The following is a 19,392-nucleotide window of genomic DNA, read 5'->3' as shown; positions in this document are numbered from 1 at the left end:
TCCAGCTTAGCCTGCGAACCGATATCCCACACCCGGTTCCGTTGTCAGAAGGCGCGGATGCGCTGGGTCGTCCTCGATCTTTCCTCTCAGCTGTCCCACGAAGACGCGCAAATACTGGCCGTCGTTTTCATGAGCGGGTCCCCAGACGGCTTTCAGGATTTCTCGCTGCGACACGGCTCGTCCGGCGCGTCTAGCAAGGAAGATCAGCAGATCGAATTCTTTCGGCGTGAGCTTTATCGTCCTGCCTTTCTTGAGGACGAGGCGCTTGCCGACATCGATCACGAGCTCCTCGACGTTGATTTGCTCGGGCTCGACGTCGCTGCGGGCGCGCCGGAGCGCCGTGCGCATGCGGGCCAGCAATTCGTCCATGCCGAAAGGCTTTTCGACATAGTCGTCGGCGCCAAAGTCGAGGGCCATGACCTTTTCCGTCTCCCGGTCGCGCGCGGACAGCACGATGATGGGCGTATTGGTCAATATGCGCATTTTCCGAAGCGCTTCCTTTCCATCCATGTCGGGAAGACCCAGGTCGAGGATGACGATGTCCGGCATGCCGTCGCGCAATGCGGCGAAGGCTTCCGCAGCCGTGGCGGCGCCGACGACCTGGTAGCCCGAGGCGATCAATGCCGGGCGCAGCACGCGCAGAATTTGCGGCTCGTCGTCTACGACGAGAACCCTCTCGCCGCTCATGGCCTTGCTCCGCCCGGGGCTTCTTCGACGGCCGGGAAACGCATGACAATTCTCGTTCCGCGCCTGCGGATCGCGGGACTCTGGGCGACGATCTCTCCGCCCATCGCCTGCACGAGCCCGCGACAAATGGAGAGGCCGAGGCCCGTGCCGGCCTTGCGCCCGTCTGTGCGCCCGCCGCGGTAGAATTTCTCGAAGATGCGTTCGAGATCCGCGGGCTTCACGCCGGGCCCTTCATCCGTGACGGTAATGACCACATCCGCCCCTTCCCGACGCGCATGTACGATTACGCCCCTTGGACCGCCATATTTGTGCGCATTATCCAGAAGGTTGAAAAGGACTTGTCCCAGAAGGCTGGCGTCGCCGCGTATTGGAGGCAGGTCGGGAGAGACGCTGATCGCCGTTTTCTGCTCCGGATAGGCTTTCCGGACGCGCTCGACGGCGGTGCGAACCGCAGCCGCGACATTGACGAGATCGCGGGTGGGTGCGAGGCCCCCCGCTTCTATGCGCGTCATGTCGAGCAAATTGGCGATGAAGCCGCCGAGCCGCGCGGCCTCCTCCTCGATCGACGCCATGAGGTCCCGGCGGTCGTCGGAGGGCAGCTTCTCTCCGAGGCTCCGAAGGCTCGTGATCGCGGCGGTGATCGAGGCGAGGGGCGTGCGAAGATCGTGCGAAAGCGACGCGAGCAGGGTGGTGCGCAATCGTTCATTCTCTGCCAGCGCCGCCGCCTTTATCGAGCCGTCGACGAGGCGTGATCTGTCAATAGCAATCGCGGTCTGTTCGAGAAGCGCGGTCAGCATGCGCTCTTCCTGCCCGGTGAAGGCCTCGTCTCGTCGCTTGGGTTCGACGCCGCAGACGGCGACGACGCCTCGCGGGGTTGCGAGCGGACGAAACTGGAAGCGTACGTTGGGCAGGGTGCCGGTTCGCCAACCGGCCGCCTCCCCCTTTTCCAGCGCCCATCTGGCCGCGCCTTCCTCGCCCGCGTCGAGTTGGTCGAACGGGGGCCATGACGCAGAGATCGCAAGCTCGCCGTCGTCGGGCGCGAGGAGAACGACGCGCGGGGCCTCCAGCGCCTTCTGGACCTGGGTCATCGTCGCCCACAAAATATCTTCTTCACTGGTCGCGGCCGACAGTTTTCTCGAGAAATCGAAGAGGGATTGCGCTGTTTCGGCTCTGCGCAGCATGGCGTGGGATTGCTCGCGCATGCGGCTCGCGAGCATCCCTGTGGCTGTCGCGACCGCAAGCGAAACCAGAAGTTCGATGAACTCCTGCGGCTTCGACACGGCGAAACCATAGCGCGGCTCCACAAAGAAGAAGTCGCAGGCGAAGAACGACAGGACGGCGGCGGCGATCGCGGACGAAAGGCCGAGCCAAATGGCGCAGACCATCACCGGCAGCAGAAAGATCACCGCTATGTTCGGGATCGGAAGCCAGTGATCGAGCAAGACGCCAAAGCCGACGGTAAGGAGAACGGCCCCTGCGGCGGCGGCGAAGTCCGCCGAGAGCTGAGAAGGCTTGGGCGGCTTCCATTCGAACTGCGCCGGGGCGCCTTCGCCGACGCCGGCGAGAAGCACGGCGATGTCCTTCGCGCGCCGAGCAATCTCGTCCGGCAGCGAGCGTCTGAAAAGCTTGCCCAGAAAACCCGTGCGGGATCGGCCGAGGACGATCTGCGTGATGTTTTCCTGACGCGCGAATTTCAGAATTTCCCCCGCGAGATCGTCGCCGGAAAGCCGCGCGATCTCGGCGCCCAGTCTTTCCGCCAGACGCAGGGCGTCATCCACTTTCCGAACGGCTTCGGCGGTTTGCGCTTCATGCCCCGTTCGTTCGACAAAGGCTGCGACCCAGGAGGCGTTGAGCGCGCTCGCGAGGCGGGCGGCCTCCCGCACCACGCCCTCAGACCCTTCGGCCCCGACGCAAACGAGGAGCCGCTCGGCGGTCGCCCAGGGCCCCTCAATGGCCCCTTGCCGCAGGAACGCAACCATCTGATCGTCGACGCGCTCGGCGGTACGTCGCAGCGCGAGTTCGCGCAGGGCCGTCAGATTTCGTGGGGTGAAGAAATTCTGCGTCGCCCGTCGTGCGGTTTCGGGAACATAGACCTTCCCCTCCCGCAATCGCTGGAGAAGCTCGTCCGGCGTGATGTCGACGACGATGACGTCGGCGCCTTGCAGGATGCGGTCGGGCACGGTCTCGCGAACCGCGACGCCGGTGATCCGCGAAACGACGTCTGCGAGACTTTCCAGATGCTGAATGTTGAGCGCGGTCCAGACATCGACGCCGGCGTCCAGAAGCTCTTCGACGTCCTGCCAGCGTTTGGGATGCCGGCTGTCCGGCGCATTGGTATGAGCGAGTTCGTCGACGACGATGAGCTGCGGCTTGCGCGCCAGAGCCGCGTCGATGTCGAATTCATCGATAAGGCGACCGCGATAGGCGATCTTTCGCCTCGGCAGAATTTCGAGGCCCTCGACCAAAGCCTCTGTCTCTTTGCGGCCGTGGGTTTCGACAAGCCCGATGACGACGTCCTGCCCGTTGGCGCGCGCCGCGCTGGCGCGCGCGAGCATCGCATAGGTCTTGCCCACGCCTGGCGCGGCGCCAAGAAAAACGCGAAGCTTTCCCTGTCCGTCCTTGCCGGTCAGGGCAAGGAGCGCGTCAGGATCGGGGCGGCGCTCTCCGAGGCTCAAGCTCGACGCTTCTCCGATGTTATCTCAGCGTGTCCAGCGCCATGTTCAGCTTTAGGACATTCACGCGCGGCTCTCCGAAGACGCCGAAGATGCGGTTGTCAGAATGCGCTTCGACAAGGGCCTGGACACGATCCTCGGCAAGGCCGCGTGCCTTTGCGACGGCGGCGACTTGCGCCAGAGCGTATTGCGGCGAGATGTCCGGGTCGAGACCCGAGGCGGAGGTCGTGGCCGCGTCCGCCGCAACCATGCCAATTCGCCCTGCGGCGAATTCGGCTTCGATCGCCCCATTCACGCGATCCACAAGCTTCTTCGATGTCGGCCCGAGATTGGAGCCCATGGAATTTGCCGCATTATACGGCGCTTCGACCATCTTGGCTGGATCTGCGGGATCGCTCCCGAGCGTGGCGGAAGGGCGTCCGTGAAAATACCGGTCGCTGACGAAGTTCTGCCCGATGAGCGCCGAGCCGACGACCTTGCCGTCGCGCTCGATCAGCCCGCCATTGGCCTGGACCGCGAATGCGAGCTGGGCGATGGCGGCGATCGCCAGGGGATAAGCGAGGCCGGTGAAGGCGGTGAACAGCAGGATCATGAAGATCGCGGGACGAAATTGCGACAACATGGGTAGCCTCCTCAGGCGAGATGAAGCGCGGACACGATCAGGTCGATCGCCTTGATCCCGACGAAGGGGACCACGAGTCCGCCGAGCCCGTAGACGAGCAGATTGCGGCGTAAGAGCGCGGCCGCGCCGACGGGACGGTATTCGACGCCCCTCAAGGCGAGCGGTATCAGGGCGACGATAACGAGCGCATTGAAGATGACGGCGGAGAGGATCGCCGACTGGGGCGAGGCCAGCTTCATGAGGTTGAGCGCGTCGAGTTCTGGAAATGCGACCACGAACAGGGCCGGAATGATCGCAAAATATTTCGCGACGTCGTTGGCGATCGAAAAGGTGGTCAGCGAGCCGCGCGTCATGAGCAATTGCTTGCCGATCTGAACGATCTCGATGAGCTTCGTCGGATCGCTGTCGAGGTCGACCATATTGCCCGCTTCCCGCGCCGCCTGCGTGCCCGTCTGCATCGCGACGCCGACATCGGCCTGCGCCAGCGCGGGCGCGTCATTGGCGCCGTCGCCGCACATGGCGATGAGACGCCCGCCCTGCTGTTCCTTGCGGATATAGGCGAGCTTGTCCTCAGGCTTCGCTTGCGCAATGAAATCGTCGACGCCTGCTTCGCCGGCGATGGCGGCCGCGGTGATCGGATTGTCGCCCGTCACCATCACCGTCTTGATTCCCATCGCCCGCAGCGCAGCGAAGCGGGCCTTGATGTCCGGCTTAATAATGTCCTTGAGATGGATCACGCCGAGCAGGCGCCCGTTCTCGGCGACCGCCAGGGGCGTTCCGCCCGAGCGTGAAATGCGCTCGACCGCCCGTTCGAAATCAACGGGGACAGACGCAGCCTGCCCGACGATTGCGTCCACCGCCCCCTTGCGCAGCGAACGGCGAGGCAAATCGACGCCGGAAACGCGTGTGTGCGCCGAGAAGGGAACGATCGTCGCCTCCGCGCCGAGCGGCGGAGCCGCTACGCCGTAACTCGACGTCGCGAGCGAGACGATGGAACGCCCTTCCGGCGTCTCGTCCGCAAGAGAGGCGAGCAGCACCACCTCCGCCAGGGCCTGATCGGTCGCGCCGCCGACGGGGACGAACTCGTTTGCCATGCGATTGCCGAAGGTGATGGTGCCGGTCTTGTCGAGCAGCAGCGTGTCGACGTCGCCCGCAGCCTCTACGGCGCGTCCGGAAGTGGCGACGACGTTGAAGCGGACGAGACGGTCCATGCCGGCGATACCGATCGCCGACAGCAAGCCGCCGATGGTCGTAGGGATCAGGCAGACGAGCAGCGCGATCAGGACCGTGATCGACAGGGTCGTTCCCGAATAGAGCGCCAACGGCCACAGCGTGACGCAGACGATCAGGAATACGATGGTCAGGCCCGCCAGCAGGATCGACAGAGCAAGCTCGTTCGGCGTCTTCTGCCGTTGCGCGCCTTCCACGAGCGCAATCATCTGGTCAATGAAAGTGGAGCCCGGCGCCGCCGTGATCCTGACCCTGATCCAGTCGGATAGAACGGTTGTGCCGCCCGTCACCGCCGACCGGTCGCCGCCAGCCTCGCGGATGACGGGCGCGGACTCGCCGGTGATCGCCGATTCATTGACCGAGGCGCAGCCTTCGACGACTTCGCCGTCGCCTGGAACAAGGTCTCCCGCTTCGACGAGAACCATGTCGCCGATCTTCAATTCGAGAGCGGAGACTCCCTGATAGACTTTCTTCATCCCGGCGGCGCCCTCCGGGTCGATCAGCCGTTTTGCGTGGGTGTCGGAGCGCGTTTTTCGCAGCGCGTCCGCCTGCGCCTTGCCACGTCCTTCCGCGACCGCCTCGGCGAAATTCGCGAAGAGAACGGTGAACCACAGCCAGGCCGCAATCTGGCCTGAGAAAAAGGCGACGCCATTGTGGGCGAGGAGATCGCGGACGAAGAAGCCCGTCACGACGAAGGACACGATCTCGGTGACGAAGATGACGGGATTGCGCGAAAGCTTTCTCGGGTCGAGTTTGATGAAGGCGTCGATGCAGGCGCGCTTGACGACGTCGGGATCGAACAGGCCGGGAGCGGCGACTTTTGGAGACATGATCGGCTCCTTAGAAGCTCTTGCCGGCGTGCATGAGAAAATGCTCGACGATGGGGCCGAGCGCGAGCGCCGGGAAATATTGCAGCAGGTAGAGGATGACGATGACGCCGAGCAGCAGGCCGACGAAGAGCGGCCCATGCGTCGGAAACGTGCCGACCGAAGCGTGCGCCTTCTTCTTGGCGGCGAAGGAGCCTGCAAGCGCCAGAACCGGCACGACGAAGAAGAAGCGCCCGACGAACATGGCGACGCCGAGCGTCGTATTGTACCATGGCGTATTGCCGGCGAGGCCCGCGAAGGCCGAGCCGTTATTCGCGTTGGTCGAGGCGAAGGCGTACAGGACTTCCGAAAGCCCGTGCGGTCCGGCGTTGCCGAGGCTGTCGAGGCCGGTCTTCAGCATAAGCGACGCGGCGGTGAAACCGAGCACCGTGAGCGGGTAGATCAGCACAGCAAGCATGGCGAGCTTCATCTCCCGCGTCTCGATCTTCTTGCCGAGATATTCCGGCGTCCGGCCGACCATCAGCCCGGCGACGAAAACGGCAATCACGGCGAGAACGAGGAATCCGTAGAGCCCGGCGCCGTCGCCGCCCGGCGAGATGCAGCCCAGCAAGATGTTGAAGAGCGGAACGAGGCCGCCGAGCGGCGTGAAGCTGTCATGCATCGCGTTGACCGAGCCCGTGCTCGTGCCCGTCGTCGCCGCCGCGAACAGCGCGCTGGTTGCGACGCCGAAACGCACTTCCTTGCCCTCCATGTTTCCAGGCGACGGATCGACGCCGATCTCGGTAAGAAGCGGATTGCCGGCGGCTTCCGCCCAATAGGCGATCAGCGCGCCGGCGACGAGCACGATACCCATCGTGACCGCGATCGCGCGTCCCTGCCTTGGATCCAGGACGGTCTTGCCGAAGGCGAAGACCGAAGCGAAGGGAACAAGAAGCAGCGCGAAGATCTCCAGCATGTTGGACAGGGCGTTGGGGTTCTCGAAAGGATGCGCCGCATTTGCGTTGAAGAAGCCGCCGCCATTCGTGCCAAGCTCCTTGATCGCCTCCTGACTGGCGACGGGCCCGATCGATATGATCTGCTTCGCCCCTTCGAGGGTGGTCGCTTCGACGGAGCCCGCAAGAGTCTGCGGCACGCCAAGCGAGACGAGGACGAGCGCAAAGACAATGGAGAGCGGCAGCAGCACGTAAAGCGTCGCGCGCGTGAGATCGACCCAGAAATTGCCGACGGTCGCGGATTCGGAGCGCGCGAATCCGCGCACGAGCGCGAAAGCCACGGCGAGGCCCGTCGCGGCCGAGACAAAGTTATGAACCGTCAGGCCGAGCATTTGCGTGAGATGACTCATCGTCGTCTCGCCGCCGTAGTTCTGCCAGTTGGTGTTGGTGATGAAGCTCAGAGACGTATTGAAGGCGAGGTCGGCTGGGACGCCGGCGAAGCCCTGCGGATTGAGCGGCAGAACGCCCTGCAGCCGTTGCAGGGCGTATAGCGAGACGAAGCCGATGATGCTGAAGGCCAGCATGGCGAGCGTGTAGGCGAACCAGCCTTGCTCCTGCGCGGGATCGACGCCGGCGATGCGGTAAAAGACTCTCTCCACCGGGATCAGTGGGGAAGACAGCAACGTTCTTTCGCCCGCAAGAACGCGAGCGAGATAGCCGCCAAGCGGAATTGCGGCCATGATGGCGGCAATAAGGACAATGGTGATCTGGGCCAATCCGATCAGAGTCATGGCGTCAGCCGGACGCTGCCGGCCCTTCGATTAGAGTTTTTCGGGGCAAAGTAGCGTGTAGAGGAGATAGCAGCCGAGCAGCACGGCGACGATCAGGCCGATGACGGGTTCCGACATTGGCGAGCCTCCTCTAGAACCGCGCGCAAGCGCGCGCATAAACGGCGACGAGGCCGAAGAGGAGCAAGCCGAGTCCAAGAAAAGCGAGGTCGTCCATGAGCGCGATCTCCAATTGGATGTCGGCCGGGACAATGCACGCGTTCGATGTAAAGGCTCTATTCGGATTTTTTGAAAGTCGATCGAGGGGGATCGCCTGCGGGCCGCTTCCTCTCACTCAAACGGGGAGAAAAGCTTAGACGGCGCTTCGCCTTGCCCTTGAAATCAGCCACTAATTTGTGCGGCCACGCGGACGGTTGAAAGTCCTTTCTGTAGCTGCGCAACGCTTTGCTCCAAAATCAGGTCAGCGCCTCTACAAAGGTTTTGTGACGGCCATATAACCATCCGGTCGGTGTGCTCTCACACCGCGTCTTGCCGGGAGGATGGCGTGTCCAGGACTCTCCTTTTTGCGTGCTCGTTCGCCTTGCTTTGCGGGGCTCAGCCTTCTCTCGCGCATGGTTACCGTTGCTCTTACGGTCAGCCGCCACTCGCGTGCGCGCCTCCCCCCTACTACGCTCGCGGCTATGTTGTTTTGCCCCGGTGGGCGTCGGCCCTGCCCTTCGCGTATCCGCAAGATCCGTCAGGCAACATTGTTCTCGAGGGCGCCGCTGGCGCGGGCGCCCCCCACGGCGATTGAGCGGGCGAATCTGGGGAGAGTTAAAAGGGCCTGCGTCCCCGCCGGGGCGCAGTCGGCCCAATGCCTTTGCCCAATAGCTCCAGGGCGTCCTCCGCGATTTCCTCGGGCTCGCCTTGAGCGTCCCCTTCCCCGGCGACGGCGCGCACGGCGCGCATGAGCGCGTCGTCAGAAACGTTCATGTTGCGATCCGTCGCCATTCGCGTCGCGGCGCGGAAGGCCTCGTCGATCAATTCTTGATTCATTCGGGCTCCTTGCGCGCCGTCTCCGCACTGCCTTGTTCCATCGCCGCCGAATAAGCAAGACGCGGCGTCGCGTCTTTCGTGTGCCCGACCGCACATTCAGGGCGCTCGCTCCCCTGTAGCTTCCTCTCATCGACAAGGAAACAGCGTTCCATGGAGGGAGCAATGACCAACTTCGGCAAGATCTTCACAGGCTCGATTGTGGCTCTGGCGCTGGCCAGCACGATTGCGGCGACCCCGGTGTCAGCGGGCGGCTACTACTACCGCTCCGGTCCGAATGCGGGCGCCGTGGCTGGCGCCGCCATCGCTGGCATGGCGATGGGCGCGATGATCGGCGCGGCGGCGAGCCAGCCGCATTACTACGGCTATCGCTATCCGGCCTATGGCTACGGCCCGGCTTACGGATATCGCGGCGGCTATTACGGCTGGTGAACCGGATCGGCCGCGCGAACGTCGCCAAAACTGCGTGACGCGCAATCCTGCAAGCGCTTCGCCGATCATGTGCGCCATCGCACCTACGACCCGAGGCGCATGGTCTAACGTCTGACCATCGAAACGGAACACGAACCGAGGGAGCTGAACATGAGGAAATCCGCCGCCATCATCGCCGCCATTGCGATCGCCCTGAGCATCGGCTTCGCCAGCGCAGCTTCTGCGGCTCCCGAAGGCTTCAACAACTTCGACGGCGGCGCCTGCTACTGCATGGACCCGTGATTTGACTTTCTGCGGGGGCGGAAAACCGGAAAGGGGGCGCGTTCATGCGCTCCCTTTTTTCGTCTCCCTCTCATGCGACGGGCGCCCACTCGCCTGCGCCGGTCGGCGCGCTAAATAGTGGCGCTGCGGCGTAGATAAGAGGGGGTCGACATGACTCACGACGACTCGAAAAAGCCGGACGCCCGCACTTCAGGCAAAGAGGTTGATAAATATGGGGGCATGGTCGAGTTCGACATGGCCTTGACGCCGAGCGTCATCATCTGCGGCGTCGCCGGCGCCGTCCTCGGCGCGATCCTCGCCATGTGGGGAACGACGGAAATTCCGATCATAATCGCGACAGTCATCGTCTTTGCCGTGCTGTCCGGCATCTTCGGCTTTTTCGTGCCCTGGTATAAGCCTCGGTGAAATCGTCGCACGCGCAGCGACTGCGTTAACGCTCTTCGAGGAAAGCGGCGGCGAAGCTAAGGATATCACTGGCTACGAAAAAACAATTCGGGCACGATGAACGCGTTTAAGGACGGATTTTCATCTTGTGCACGCGCGTGACGGCGCGGCTTCATTCATAGAGCCCGATCCTGAGCGCCTACTGGAGCGAGGCCAACGCCTCGCTCTTCTTTTTCGCACTTGAACCTAAAAGAAAATCGAGGTCAGGCGCGCTGTAAGGACGATGCAGGCGCCAGTGAGGACCAAGCCGATCCTTGTCGCCTCCCAGTCGCCATCCCTTGCAACCCTATAGGTCGAGAAGGCGAGGAGAAGGCTCGAGAGTTGCGAACAAACGCCAAAGAGCAAGGCGCACATGCCGAGGGCGACGATGCCCGCGGCGGCGAAGAATTGGTGGATCAGGGACAAAGTCATGGGTGACCCCGCGACAGGCGCCGCGCGCATCCGCGCCGTGGCGGCCGGACAGCACGAGGGTGGTTGAAAAAGCATCTACGCGCAAACGGCCTCTTTTACGTTTTGGTTGCCCGCCACGACTTTTCCAGCCTTCCGGCACAAAAATAGGCAAGCTTCCGAGGCGCGTCGGGTTGGCGGGCGCAGTTTCAACTGATCCCGCGATCCGAGACGTTCACGCAACGACTACGTAGTTTCCACAATGCGCACCGGGATAAGCAAGTCAAGCTTGACCATTGCGGGGCGCGAAAATTCAGCCGCGCTACGGCTCTGCCGTCACGGGCGAGGAGGGCAATGGGCTTTTCGCGCGCGACCGCGGAGAAGAGATTAACGGGAGCTCGACAGCGATTGGCTTAAACGTGATCTTTCAACGCTCTCACGAACTTCACAATTCGTTTCATTTCACGTTGCCACTCGTGGGAATATTGGGTCCGGATGACGGGCTGTCCGTCTCTCACGGCCACCCGCCATTCGTCGCGCGGGCCTTTCTCCAGCAGGCCCCTGCTCCCGAGCTGGTGAAGTTTCCGTCGAACTGTTTCACGCGGCAGGCGGGTGGATTCGGCGACTTTCGAAGCTGTCAGGCCGCCACGCTGATCGACATCGTCCTCGTCGGGCGACAGGCCGAATCGCTCGTCCCGCAAATAATGGCGGGATATGGCCGTGTAGACCAAAAGGGAATCCAAGTCGTTTCCGAATATGGGCCGCTCATCGACGAGGACGCCGAACAAAAGCTCCAGGAACTCGTGTTTGAACTGCGCATAATTTCCCGACATGACGGTTTGAGGAAACTTTGCCTGCGCCTGGGACATTGTTTCTCCTGCAAGAAAACTTCGCCGCCGCAACCATCCCCGCCGATTCACGCGCGCTCGGCAATCGCGGGTCTTCGCACAACGATCAAGCGGGACAGATGTTGCTTTGCGTGCCTCCTGATCGCCTCGCCGTCAATCCCGTTCAGCGCATTCTCAAAGATTTAGCCCGCGCGGAGCTGAAAGAGCTCCCGCGCGAGGCGCTAAGAAAAGGAATAGGGTTTCTTAAAAACTGAACAGACCGAAAAGGCTCTTCGATTTGCGCTCGAGCTTCTTCACGTCGTTCTGCAGGCGCCGCACCTGCGAACGAAGCTCGAGAAACTGCTCGTCGGGGATGCTGAAATCCATCGCCGCGAGCCCCATCTGGCGACGCGCGTCCTCGAATCGCGCCTGCTCATGTTGCAAGAGGGATTTCTGCTTGGCACCCATGCTTCCGGCTCCAGTCCTCGAGCGCGAGATCGCGTCGATCCAAAAGTCAGCCGCGCGAGCGGCTCCCTTGCAATCTACTCAAAGAACCTGCCGCGCTGCAACATGACATGCGCGGGATCCGCTCAGCGCGTCTCCAGCCACGCCTTTGCGGCGTCGCGCATGGCTTTACGGGACTCCTCGTAGAGATAGGGCATATGGCCGCCCTTGAGCACGATCAGCCGCGCCCGCGAAGCATCGCCGAAATCCGGCAACTGATCGAGCATGAGCTTGGTTGCAAAATAGGGGGTCGTGAGATCGTAGAGGCCGTGCACGACGAGCAGCTTCGCTTTTGGATCCAGCGCGAGCGCCTCGCGCAAACCAGAGATTACTTCGGCGTTGGCGCGTCCTTCGTCGCCATAGCGCCATTGATGCGAAATCTGGCTGCTCAAGACAGAATAGCGCGCTTCGCCAATGGGCCAGCCGAGCTTCTCGATCGTCAAGCGCGTCATCGCGGCGCCGAGCGGCGCGCGCCAGGACTCGAGCAAAGGATCGGCCCAGTCGCTATCCGGGGCGAAGGGCTGCGGATCGTAACCCGAGATCTCGGCGTCATAGACGCTGAGGACACGGCCCGCGTCCCGCGCGCGTTCACGAGAGAAACTCCTTGCGTCGATGCGAGCGCCGAGGCGCGACACGAACTCCCGGTCGAGCCCCGTGAACCGCGCAACGGCGGCGCTCATGCGCGCTAGCGCGGGCGCATCTCTCGCGCCCTTGAGCAGATCGGTCACATACTCTCCGGCGGCGTAAGCCTCTGCGTCCGTGACATCCGCGCGGTCTTTCGCGTGACGGGCGACCGCTGCGAAAGACGGCAGCAACGCGGCCCGCGCGAGCGGGTTGCCGCCAGCGAGCAGCCAGCTGAAGTCGAGCGCCGGCGAGACCAGAAAGAGCCCCTCGACGCCGATGTTTTCATGCTCTCTCAGCGAATTCGCAAGCTTCACGCCACGAAAGCCGCCGTAACTCTCGCCCACGAGGAATTTCGGCGAGGCGAGGCGCCCGTGTGCGGTCAGCCATTTGCGGATGACGACGGCGAGCGCGTCGGCGTCGCCCTGAGCGGAATAGAAGCGCTTTTTCACCTCATCGCTATCAGAGAGGATTTTGCTGAAGCCCGTTCCCGGCGGATCGATAAACACGAGATCGGCGAAGGGTATCCAGCTTTCCGCGTTCTCCACGAGCGCCGGCGGCGTCGAAGGAGAGACTGTCTCGGGCGAAAAGCGCAGCCGCCAAGGCGACAAGGCCCCGAGCGCGAGCCAAGCGGAGGCCGCCCCCGGGCCGCCATTGAACACGAACAATATCGGCCGCGTCGTCTGATCGACGCCGGCGCGTTCATACGAAATACAAGCGACCTCCGCCTGCGGCGCCTCGGTTTGGGCGTCACGCAGACGCACGGAGCCAGCGCGGGCGGTGAAGCTGATTTTCTCGCCCTGCAAGGTGACGACGTGGTTGGTGACGCTCTCCACGGGAAGGCCGCGCGCTTGTTCGTCGGGGCCTTTACGATTGGGCGGGGTCTCTTCAGCGACGCCGGGGTGCGCGAAGGCGCTCATCGACAGGATCAGCGCAGCGAGCGCCGTATGCAAAGAGTTCATCAGTGTCTTTCGCTTATTGGAAAACGCCAGCCTTCCTGGCTGCTCGACTGAATATAGGGCTGCGGCCGGAACGCGTACATGTTAACGGCCCGCCCCTCTTTTGGAGGGGACGGGCCGTTTGCGGTTGTCAGCGGATCGCGAATTAACGCTTTCCTCGAACCGCACCAATAAAACTGCCAGATCAAAGACCTGTTCCCCCGTGGTGAAACTTTTTTGACGTTCTTTTGACGCGCCGCGATCGGCTCGAGCTTTGCGAAGCCTGCGGCTGCTGGGCAATTGTGGACGATCGCCCCTCGCCGCCCCATTTCCCGACAGAACGCCAGGGGAAGAGCCCATGCATTTCGGCGATACCCAATATCTGCCTGTCGCGCCGCCCTTCTTCATGCTGCTCGTCGGCATTGTCGCGGTTCTCGCAGTCCTGATCCAGTTGCGCATTCTGCAGTACGTCTATGTGCAACTTGGCGTCAGCCCCGGGACCGCAGTTTACCTCCTCCTCGCCTCGCTGATCGGCAGCTACATCAATATCCCGCTCGGGACGCTCGGCAGCGAAAGATATCTGCGGCAAGAAGAGATCATCTATTACTTCGGCGTTCCTTATGTCGCGCCGAGAATTTCGGCTGCGCCGGAAGTCATCCTCGCGGTGAATGTCGGCGGCGCGGTCATCCCGACGGTGCTGTCCATCTATCTTCTGTCGAAAAACAAGCTATGGGGGCGCGGCCTCATCGCCGCCGCCTGCGTTGCGGCGGTTTGCTACGCCTATGCGGAGCCCGTGCGCGGCATCGGCATTGCCCTGCCGATCTTCGTCGGACCGCTGGCTGCGACCCTCGTCGCCTTGCTGATATCCTGGCGACATGCGGCGCCGCTGGCCTATGCCGGCGGAAGCCTCGGCGTCCTGATCGGCGCTGATCTGATGAATTTCGACAAGCTCACGCGCCTCGGCGCGCCCGTGCTGTCGATCGGCGGCGCAGGAACCTTCGACGGCATTTTCATGACCGGCGTTCTCTCCGTACTGCTTGCAAGCCTGATCGGCGGTCTGCTCGGAAGGCGCCATGAAAGCGTCAGCGCGGGCTGAAGCGCGCAGCGCCGCTTGCGCATCGCGCTCAGCAATGGCAGGAAGGGCGAATGACCATTGAGCCGCGCATGGGACGCCTGCCGGTAACCCTCCTGACCATTCTCGCGATGGCGCTCGCCGCGCCCATCGCGGCGGCGGGACGCGAGCCTGCGGCGAAAGCCGCAACCGCGAAAAAGACCCACGGCGGCGCGTTCATCCAGAAGCCGATCGAGCCCGCGCCCGAGCGTGAGGAAAAGCCCCGCGGCGGGTGGAACGGCTTTTACGGCGGCTTGAACGGAGGCGGCGCCTCCGGCGATCGCTGAGCGCGCCCTAAAAGCCCCGCGCGGCATTCTGACGCCGCAAGAGCAAGGACACATCCACGCCGACCGGCTGGTCCAGGAACGAAGCGCCGTAGAGGATGGCGTTGGCGTTCGCGGACGCCGCCGTTCCGGCGCCAGGATTGTTGAGATCGTACATCGCCGCGAAGCGCGCAATGAATTTCTCGAGCTTCTTGGGGTCCTTGAAGTCCTCGACATTCAGCTTCGCCTTGAGGAGGCGCGCCTGCGTGTCGATCGGCTGCGCCGCCGACGCGGCGGGAATGTTGAGCGTCGTCTGCACGACTTCGAGAAGGTTCTTGTCGGCGAGCACGCCATAGACGCTCGAAAGCTGCGGCGCGCGCGCCTTGAAATAGAGCGCCCGCTCCACGCCAGGGTTTGTCTCCCCCTGCTGGGCCTGTAAGGCCTGCTCGACATAGCGCCCCGTGATTGTCTTGACGAAATCGCCAGACGTCACATCTGCTTTGCCTCCCGCATAGTCGAAGGCTTCGGCGAAGGCGAGGATATTGGCGTTGCTGAGCGTACGGGCCAGATCCCTCGAATTGTCGACGCCCTGCTCCAGCACCTTTCGCATCATGCCGAGGGCGTTGGTTCGGTCGCCGAGTCCGAAGGCCTTCATGGCGTAATTGAACAGCCGGCGGTCCTTGAGCAGCGCGTCGATCGACGTCGCCCTGCCAATATTGGCCTTGAAATATTTCGTCTCCAGCGCAACCGTCGGCTTGTTCGCGGCGATGGCGCGCCAGCGGTCGAGATTTCTGGATACCGACAGATAGGCGCCGGCCGTCGTCATCGCAGCTTCCTTTCACGACAGGCGCGCGGCGCGCTCATCGTCACGGAAACATGCTACACGAGGTTTGCCGCAGGCTGTCCCCTTTGCCCGGACATCCGTGCGTCGACATTAACAGGCTATTTCTTGCAGGCCGTCGCGGGCTGCAGCGCAAGCTCCTTCATCTCGCCCTTGAGAACAAAATCGCCGTAGTCGAGCGACAGCGCGCGGGAGATTCCATTCTCGTAGAGATCGAAGGAGAGAACGTAGATCGGCTGGCCGTCGCGCTTGCCGGTCTCGAAATAAGACACGGCGACCCGCCACCGCTTCAGGCCCTTGAGCGACTCCGTCGCCTTTTCCGAAGCTGGCGTTTCAATGGCCTTGCTGATGACGGTCAACGTATCGAAGCTCTTGTCGCCGCGGCCGGTGCCGTCGTAAACGCGCGCCTCCAGGAGTTGCTGTCCCGCGCGCGCCGCCTCGATGATGTGAATGAGATGTTCGCTGGGGAAGAAAACCTGCCCCTCGAGATCGACATGCGCGCGCTTTGGCTTGGTGAGATCGATGAGGATCTTTCCGTCCTTCTCTCGGCGCGCTTTGCCGTCGGTTGCTTCGCTGACGCGATTGTCGACCTTGGTCTCGACCTTGAACCTCATGTCGCTCGCATCCAATGATTCGAATGTCGCGGAGATCATGTCGGACAGCTTGGTCGCGCCTTCGGCCGGCTGAAGCTCGGTTATCTGCCGGAAATTCTGCACATAGCCCTCGCAGGAGGCTGCAAATTCGAAAACGATGCGGCCACGCGCCTGCGCCGGCGCCTTCGAGCCGGAGGCCTTGTCGAGGGTGAGTTCGTAGATTGCGCGGTGGCTCGCGAGCGGCGGTTCGCCTTGGGCGAAAGCTGGAGCGGCGGGGGTCAGAGGGGCGGCGAGAATGGCGGCGAAAAGCGCGCGCGTCGAATTCATGAGACCCTTTCACCGTCTGGACAGCGCCGCCATTGCGTCGCGGGACGGCTGAAATTAGGGTCAGGGTGGCGCCGGAGCAATTCTTTTCTCGGGGAAGCACGAACATGACGAATCCAACCGACGGGACTCCTGACGCGCGTCTCGCCGCCCTCGGTCTCGCGTTGCCGGCGGCCGCCGCGCCGGTCGCCAATTACGTCCCCTTCGTCCGCACAGGCGCGCTGCTCTTCATTTCCGGCCAATTGCCGATGGGCGCCACCGGGATCGATCCGGCGCACAAGGGCAAGCTCGGCGCGGAGGTCTCGCTCGAAAACGGGCAGGCCGCGGCGCGGCAGGCGGCGTTGAACGTCTTGGCGCAGGCGCGGGCGGCGGTGGGCGATCTCGCTTTGCTCAGGGCCGTGCGGATCGGCGGCTACGTCAACGCGCGCCCCGACTTCGGCCAAGTGCCCCAGGTCGTGAACGGCGCCTCGGACCTCTTCGCCGCCGTGCTCGGCGAAAACGGCAAACATGCGCGCTTCGCGGTCGGCGTCGCGCAATTGCCGCTCGACGCCGCGGTCGAGGTCGAAGCGATATTCGAGATCTTCGGATGACCATCCGCGCGCTCGATTGGCTGATCGCACGGCCGATCGCGCATCGGGGCCTGCATCAGGCGGCGGCCGGCGTCATCGAGAATTCGGTGGGCGCCGCCCGCGCCGCCATCGCCAGCCGCTATGGCGTCGAATGCGACGTACAGGCGACGCGCGACGGGGACCTCGTCGTCTTCCACGATGACACGCTGGAGCGCCTAACAGCCGCGAGCGGCCGGGTCGACGCTCTCGACGCGCAAGCGCTCTCGCGCTTGGTGCTGAAAGGCTCGAAGGAGACGATCCCCACCTTCGCCGAATTTCTTCACGCCATCGCCGGCCGCACGCCCCTGGTCGTCGAACTTAAAAGCAATTTCGACGGCGATCTGACAGTAGCGAAGCGCGCCGCGGCGCTTCTTGGCCCCTATTCGGGTCCCGTTGTCATCGAGAGCTTCGACCCGACGCCCATCGCCTTTCTGCGCGCCAATGCGCAGGCTCTCGGCGTCGCCCATATTCCCCTCGGCATCGTCGGCGAGGCGACTTATGGCGACAAAGACTGGCCGATGCTGAGCCCGGCGCAACGCGCGGAGATGACGGAGTTTCTGCATTTCCCGCGCACCCGGCCAGATTTCCTGTCATGGCGCGTCGCCGATCTGCCGCATGCGATCCCCTTTCTTGCGCGGCAGGCGTTGCAGTTACCCGTGACGGCTTGGACCGTGCGTTCGCCCGCGCAGGCCGAAGCGGCGGCGCCATGGGCGGATCAGATCGTCTTCGAAAATTTTACGCCGACCTAGCAAACAGCCAGCGAAGCGAAGCGATCAGGGCGAGCCATGGCCGCCCTGATTCGCTTGGTTACGCCGATGCAGGGGGCGCGAAAATCGCCCCCTCAGGCCGCGACCATCACAGGCGCTGGCGCAAGGCCGCGAACATTTTTCAGCTCGACGCGGATATTATTGTCGCCCGCAGCTTTCATGAAGTCCTCGAGGGTCTCCATGATGTCGTGATCGATGAAGGTCGCGCGCGTGCCGTCGATGACGACATAGCTGTCTTCCTCGATGTCGGCGAGCAAGTTGCGCAAGGGCGCCCTGTTGAGGAAGGACACGTCCTTCTGCAGACGGAGCAGGTAATTCTTGTTGTCGCGCGTGAGCGTGAAAGCGGAATGGTAATTGCCGTAGAGCACGAAGAACAGGCCCACCGCCATGCCGATGGCCATGCCCTTCAACAGGTCCGTCAACAGGATCGCCGCGATGGTGACGGCAAAGGGCGCGAACTGGGCGAAGCCTTTCTCGAACTGCTCGATGACGAGTTTCGGCTTCGCGAGCTTGTAGCCGGTGAGCAGCAGCACGGCGGCGAGACAAGCGAGCGGGATCATGTTCAGCACGGCGGCGAGGAACATCACGCTCAACAGCAGCAGCACGCCATGCACGATGCACGCGACCTTGGTGTGCGCGCCGGCGTTGATGTTGGCCGAGCTGCGGACGATCACCGCGGTGATCGGCAGGCCGCCCATCATGCCGCTGATGAAATTGCCGACGCCTTGCGCCTTGAGCTCCTGATTGGTGGGCGCAGTGCGCTTGAGCGGGTCGAGCTTGTCCACGGCCTCGAGGCTCAGCAATGTCTCGAGACTGCCGACGAGAGCGAGCGTCGCCGCCGTGACGTAGATATGGTAGTTGGTCAGCAACCCGAAATCTGGGAACCGGATTTCCGCCGCAAATTGCATGGGACCGAAGATCTGCGGCAAAGTAACGAGATGTTGCGGCGCAATGCCAAGGGCGGGCGCCAGGCTCTGGGCCAAAACATTGAAGAGAACGCCGAAGACGACGGCCACGAGCGGCCCGGGAACGAGCGAAAGAAACCTGTTTTCCTTCACCCTCTCCGTTTCCCAAAACAGCAGGATCGCAAGCGACGCCAGCGCCACGATCGTCGCGCCGGGCGAGATCGAGCTCATCGACGACCAGACGAAGGAAAAGGTCGCGTTGTTGTCGTCCTCGAGGAACGAGAGGTCGCTTTCGGCGTCCGCGTCATAGCCGACCGCATGCGGCAACTGCTTCATGATCAGGATGAGGCCGATCGCGGCGAGCATGCCCTTGATGACGGCCGAAGGGAAATAGGCGCCGATCACGCCGGCGCGGGCGTAGCCCATGCCGATCTGGATGAGGCCGGCGAGCGCGACGGCGAGCAGCATGCCGCCGAGGCCGTGTTTGTCCACGGCGGCCGCCACGATGACGGTGAGGCCGGCCGCCGGGCCGGAGACGCTCAGCTGCGAGCCGCTGACGACGGAGATGACGAGCCCGCCGACAATCCCCGCGATGACGCCGGAGAAGGGCGGCGCGCCCGAGGCGACGGCGATGCCGAGACACAGCGGCAGCGCCACGAGAAACACCACGATCCCGGCCGGGATGTCGTGGTCGAGATAGCGCATGTAATAGTCGAGATGCTTGCGCAGCACGGCTTGACGTCTCCTGTTCAACC

General features: G+C 63.3%; 22 protein-coding genes. 8 read left to right on the top strand and 14 right to left on the bottom strand.

Going from position 1 to position 19,392, the window contains the following annotated elements:
* Window positions 1–6: 6 nt before the first annotated feature.
* The 7 genes from RVU70_RS14295 to RVU70_RS14270 all read right to left on the bottom strand — a co-directional run bounded on the left by RVU70_RS14295 (window position 7) and on the right by RVU70_RS14270 (window position 8,793).
* Complete coding sequence (locus RVU70_RS14295) at window positions 7–687, bottom strand: response regulator transcription factor (RefSeq protein ID WP_363347407.1); 681 nt, start codon at window positions 685–687, stop codon at window positions 7–9.
* Window positions 684–3,362 (bottom strand): sensor histidine kinase KdpD, encoded by a 2,679-nt coding sequence (locus RVU70_RS14290; RefSeq protein WP_363347405.1) that lies wholly within the window; start codon window positions 3,360–3,362, stop codon window positions 684–686. Before RVU70_RS14290 ends, RVU70_RS14295 begins: the two co-directional genes overlap by 4 nt.
* A gap of 19 nt (window positions 3,363–3,381) precedes the next feature.
* The gene (gene kdpC, locus RVU70_RS14285; protein WP_363347403.1) at window positions 3,382–3,981 is read right to left on the bottom strand and encodes a potassium-transporting ATPase subunit KdpC; all 600 of its coding nucleotides are present in this window, start codon (window positions 3,979–3,981) and stop codon (window positions 3,382–3,384) included.
* A gap of 11 nt (window positions 3,982–3,992) precedes the next feature.
* Window positions 3,993–6,041: a potassium-transporting ATPase subunit KdpB gene (gene kdpB / locus RVU70_RS14280; RefSeq protein ID WP_363347400.1), complete on the bottom strand. Its 2,049-nt coding sequence runs from the start codon at window positions 6,039–6,041 to the stop codon at window positions 3,993–3,995.
* A 10-nt stretch (window positions 6,042–6,051) separates the two neighbouring features.
* Window positions 6,052–7,761, bottom strand: coding sequence for a potassium-transporting ATPase subunit KdpA (gene kdpA / locus RVU70_RS14275; protein WP_363347398.1), 1,710 nt, complete (start codon window positions 7,759–7,761; stop codon window positions 6,052–6,054).
* Between the two features lie 30 nt (window positions 7,762–7,791).
* Window positions 7,792–7,878: a K(+)-transporting ATPase subunit F gene (gene kdpF, locus RVU70_RS21605; protein WP_405044885.1), complete on the bottom strand. Its 87-nt coding sequence runs from the start codon at window positions 7,876–7,878 to the stop codon at window positions 7,792–7,794.
* Between the two features lie 693 nt (window positions 7,879–8,571).
* Window positions 8,572–8,793: a hypothetical protein gene (locus tag RVU70_RS14270; RefSeq protein WP_363347396.1), complete on the bottom strand. Its 222-nt coding sequence runs from the start codon at window positions 8,791–8,793 to the stop codon at window positions 8,572–8,574.
* A 162-nt stretch (window positions 8,794–8,955) separates the two neighbouring features.
* Here RVU70_RS14270 and RVU70_RS14265 point away from each other — a divergent pair, with 162 nt between their 5' ends.
* The 3 genes from RVU70_RS14265 to RVU70_RS14255 all read left to right on the top strand — a co-directional run bounded on the left by RVU70_RS14265 (window position 8,956) and on the right by RVU70_RS14255 (window position 9,909).
* Window positions 8,956–9,222 (top strand): hypothetical protein, encoded by a 267-nt coding sequence (locus RVU70_RS14265; RefSeq protein ID WP_363347394.1) that lies wholly within the window; start codon window positions 8,956–8,958, stop codon window positions 9,220–9,222.
* A gap of 150 nt (window positions 9,223–9,372) precedes the next feature.
* On the top strand, window positions 9,373–9,504 hold the full coding sequence (locus RVU70_RS14260; RefSeq protein WP_363347392.1) for a hypothetical protein: 132 nt from the start codon (window positions 9,373–9,375) through the stop codon (window positions 9,502–9,504).
* Between the two features lie 150 nt (window positions 9,505–9,654).
* The gene (locus RVU70_RS14255; RefSeq protein ID WP_363347390.1) at window positions 9,655–9,909 is read left to right on the top strand and encodes a hypothetical protein; all 255 of its coding nucleotides are present in this window, start codon (window positions 9,655–9,657) and stop codon (window positions 9,907–9,909) included.
* A gap of 225 nt (window positions 9,910–10,134) precedes the next feature.
* Here RVU70_RS14255 and RVU70_RS14250 read toward each other — a convergent pair whose 3' ends face one another.
* Together RVU70_RS14250 and RVU70_RS14245 are read right to left on the bottom strand one after the other, a co-directional pair.
* Window positions 10,135–10,359, bottom strand: a complete 225-nt coding sequence (locus RVU70_RS14250) for a hypothetical protein (protein ID WP_363347388.1) — start codon at window positions 10,357–10,359, stop codon at window positions 10,135–10,137.
* A 389-nt stretch (window positions 10,360–10,748) separates the two neighbouring features.
* Window positions 10,749–11,204: a hypothetical protein gene (locus tag RVU70_RS14245; RefSeq protein ID WP_363347386.1), complete on the bottom strand. Its 456-nt coding sequence runs from the start codon at window positions 11,202–11,204 to the stop codon at window positions 10,749–10,751.
* On the opposite strand from RVU70_RS14245, the gene RVU70_RS14240 reads away from it, so the two are divergent.
* Window positions 11,204–11,437 carry a hypothetical protein gene (locus RVU70_RS14240; RefSeq protein ID WP_363347385.1) on the top strand — a complete coding sequence of 78 codons (234 nt, stop codon included), beginning with the start codon at window positions 11,204–11,206 and terminating at the stop codon, window positions 11,435–11,437. The two genes, RVU70_RS14245 and RVU70_RS14240, sit on opposite strands and share 1 nt — an antisense overlap.
* Here RVU70_RS14240 and RVU70_RS14235 read toward each other — a convergent pair.
* Window positions 11,427–11,630 carry a hypothetical protein gene (locus RVU70_RS14235; RefSeq protein WP_363347383.1) on the bottom strand — a complete coding sequence of 68 codons (204 nt, stop codon included), beginning with the start codon at window positions 11,628–11,630 and terminating at the stop codon, window positions 11,427–11,429. The two genes, RVU70_RS14240 and RVU70_RS14235, sit on opposite strands and share 11 nt — an antisense overlap.
* Window positions 11,631–11,752: 122 nt before the next feature.
* Window positions 11,753–13,249 (bottom strand): S10 family serine carboxypeptidase-like protein, encoded by a 1,497-nt coding sequence (locus tag RVU70_RS14230; RefSeq protein WP_363347381.1) that lies wholly within the window; start codon window positions 13,247–13,249, stop codon window positions 11,753–11,755.
* Window positions 13,250–13,583: 334 nt separating this feature from the next.
* Between RVU70_RS14230 and RVU70_RS14225 the strand changes: the two genes are divergently transcribed.
* Together RVU70_RS14225 and RVU70_RS14220 are read left to right on the top strand one after the other, a co-directional pair.
* On the top strand, window positions 13,584–14,321 hold the full coding sequence (locus RVU70_RS14225) for a DUF1614 domain-containing protein (protein WP_363347379.1): 738 nt from the start codon (window positions 13,584–13,586) through the stop codon (window positions 14,319–14,321).
* Between the two features lie 50 nt (window positions 14,322–14,371).
* Window positions 14,372–14,623: a hypothetical protein gene (locus tag RVU70_RS14220; RefSeq protein WP_363347377.1), complete on the top strand. Its 252-nt coding sequence runs from the start codon at window positions 14,372–14,374 to the stop codon at window positions 14,621–14,623.
* A 7-nt stretch (window positions 14,624–14,630) separates the two neighbouring features.
* Here RVU70_RS14220 and RVU70_RS14215 read toward each other — a convergent pair whose 3' ends face one another.
* Together RVU70_RS14215 and RVU70_RS14210 are read right to left on the bottom strand one after the other, a co-directional pair.
* Window positions 14,631–15,425, bottom strand: a complete 795-nt coding sequence (locus RVU70_RS14215) for a DUF1217 domain-containing protein (protein WP_363347375.1) — start codon at window positions 15,423–15,425, stop codon at window positions 14,631–14,633.
* A gap of 116 nt (window positions 15,426–15,541) precedes the next feature.
* Window positions 15,542–16,360 (bottom strand): cell envelope integrity EipB family protein, encoded by an 819-nt coding sequence (locus RVU70_RS14210; protein WP_363347373.1) that lies wholly within the window; start codon window positions 16,358–16,360, stop codon window positions 15,542–15,544.
* Window positions 16,361–16,464: 104 nt separating this feature from the next.
* Here RVU70_RS14210 and RVU70_RS14205 point away from each other — a divergent pair, with 104 nt between their 5' ends.
* Both RVU70_RS14205 and RVU70_RS14200 read left to right on the top strand, forming a co-directional pair.
* On the top strand, window positions 16,465–16,947 hold the full coding sequence (locus RVU70_RS14205) for a RidA family protein (RefSeq protein ID WP_363347371.1): 483 nt from the start codon (window positions 16,465–16,467) through the stop codon (window positions 16,945–16,947).
* Window positions 16,944–17,714 (top strand): glycerophosphodiester phosphodiesterase family protein, encoded by a 771-nt coding sequence (locus RVU70_RS14200; RefSeq protein ID WP_363347369.1) that lies wholly within the window; start codon window positions 16,944–16,946, stop codon window positions 17,712–17,714. The genes RVU70_RS14205 and RVU70_RS14200 overlap by 4 nt, the downstream gene beginning before the upstream one ends.
* A 92-nt stretch (window positions 17,715–17,806) precedes the next feature.
* Here RVU70_RS14200 and RVU70_RS14195 read toward each other — a convergent pair whose 3' ends face one another.
* Window positions 17,807–19,369: a SulP family inorganic anion transporter gene (locus RVU70_RS14195; RefSeq protein ID WP_363347367.1), complete on the bottom strand. Its 1,563-nt coding sequence runs from the start codon at window positions 19,367–19,369 to the stop codon at window positions 17,807–17,809.
* Between the last annotated feature and the right edge of the window lie 23 nt (window positions 19,370–19,392).

Source organism: Methylocystis echinoides (assembly GCF_040687965.1).
GTDB lineage: Bacteria > Pseudomonadota > Alphaproteobacteria > Rhizobiales > Beijerinckiaceae > Methylocystis > Methylocystis echinoides_A.
This window is presented reverse-complemented; position numbering and strand designations above follow the sequence as displayed.

Coding starts and splice junctions, on each gene's coding strand:
- RVU70_RS14295 (WP_363347407.1), bottom strand. CDS start 687: ATGAGCGGCGAGAGGGTTCTCGTCGTAGACGACGAGCCGCAAATTCTG.
- kdpC (WP_363347403.1), bottom strand. CDS start 3,981: ATGTTGTCGCAATTTCGTCCCGCGATCTTCATGATCCTGCTGTTCACC.
- kdpB (WP_363347400.1), bottom strand. CDS start 6,041: ATGTCTCCAAAAGTCGCCGCTCCCGGCCTGTTCGATCCCGACGTCGTC.
- kdpA (WP_363347398.1), bottom strand. CDS start 7,761: ATGACTCTGATCGGATTGGCCCAGATCACCATTGTCCTTATTGCCGCC.
- kdpF (WP_405044885.1), bottom strand. CDS start 7,878: ATGTCGGAACCCGTCATCGGCCTGATCGTCGCCGTGCTGCTCGGCTGC.
- RVU70_RS14270 (WP_363347396.1), bottom strand. CDS start 8,793: ATGAATCAAGAATTGATCGACGAGGCCTTCCGCGCCGCGACGCGAATG.
- RVU70_RS14265 (WP_363347394.1), top strand. CDS start 8,956: ATGACCAACTTCGGCAAGATCTTCACAGGCTCGATTGTGGCTCTGGCG.
- RVU70_RS14260 (WP_363347392.1), top strand. CDS start 9,373: ATGAGGAAATCCGCCGCCATCATCGCCGCCATTGCGATCGCCCTGAGC.
- RVU70_RS14255 (WP_363347390.1), top strand. CDS start 9,655: ATGACTCACGACGACTCGAAAAAGCCGGACGCCCGCACTTCAGGCAAA.
- RVU70_RS14250 (WP_363347388.1), bottom strand. CDS start 10,359: ATGACTTTGTCCCTGATCCACCAATTCTTCGCCGCCGCGGGCATCGTC.
- RVU70_RS14245 (WP_363347386.1), bottom strand. CDS start 11,204: ATGTCCCAGGCGCAGGCAAAGTTTCCTCAAACCGTCATGTCGGGAAAT.
- RVU70_RS14235 (WP_363347383.1), bottom strand. CDS start 11,630: ATGGGTGCCAAGCAGAAATCCCTCTTGCAACATGAGCAGGCGCGATTC.
- RVU70_RS14230 (WP_363347381.1), bottom strand. CDS start 13,249: ATGAACTCTTTGCATACGGCGCTCGCTGCGCTGATCCTGTCGATGAGC.
- RVU70_RS14225 (WP_363347379.1), top strand. CDS start 13,584: ATGCATTTCGGCGATACCCAATATCTGCCTGTCGCGCCGCCCTTCTTC.
- RVU70_RS14220 (WP_363347377.1), top strand. CDS start 14,372: ATGACCATTGAGCCGCGCATGGGACGCCTGCCGGTAACCCTCCTGACC.
- RVU70_RS14215 (WP_363347375.1), bottom strand. CDS start 15,425: ATGACGACGGCCGGCGCCTATCTGTCGGTATCCAGAAATCTCGACCGC.
- RVU70_RS14210 (WP_363347373.1), bottom strand. CDS start 16,360: ATGAATTCGACGCGCGCGCTTTTCGCCGCCATTCTCGCCGCCCCTCTG.
- RVU70_RS14205 (WP_363347371.1), top strand. CDS start 16,465: ATGACGAATCCAACCGACGGGACTCCTGACGCGCGTCTCGCCGCCCTC.
- RVU70_RS14200 (WP_363347369.1), top strand. CDS start 16,944: ATGACCATCCGCGCGCTCGATTGGCTGATCGCACGGCCGATCGCGCAT.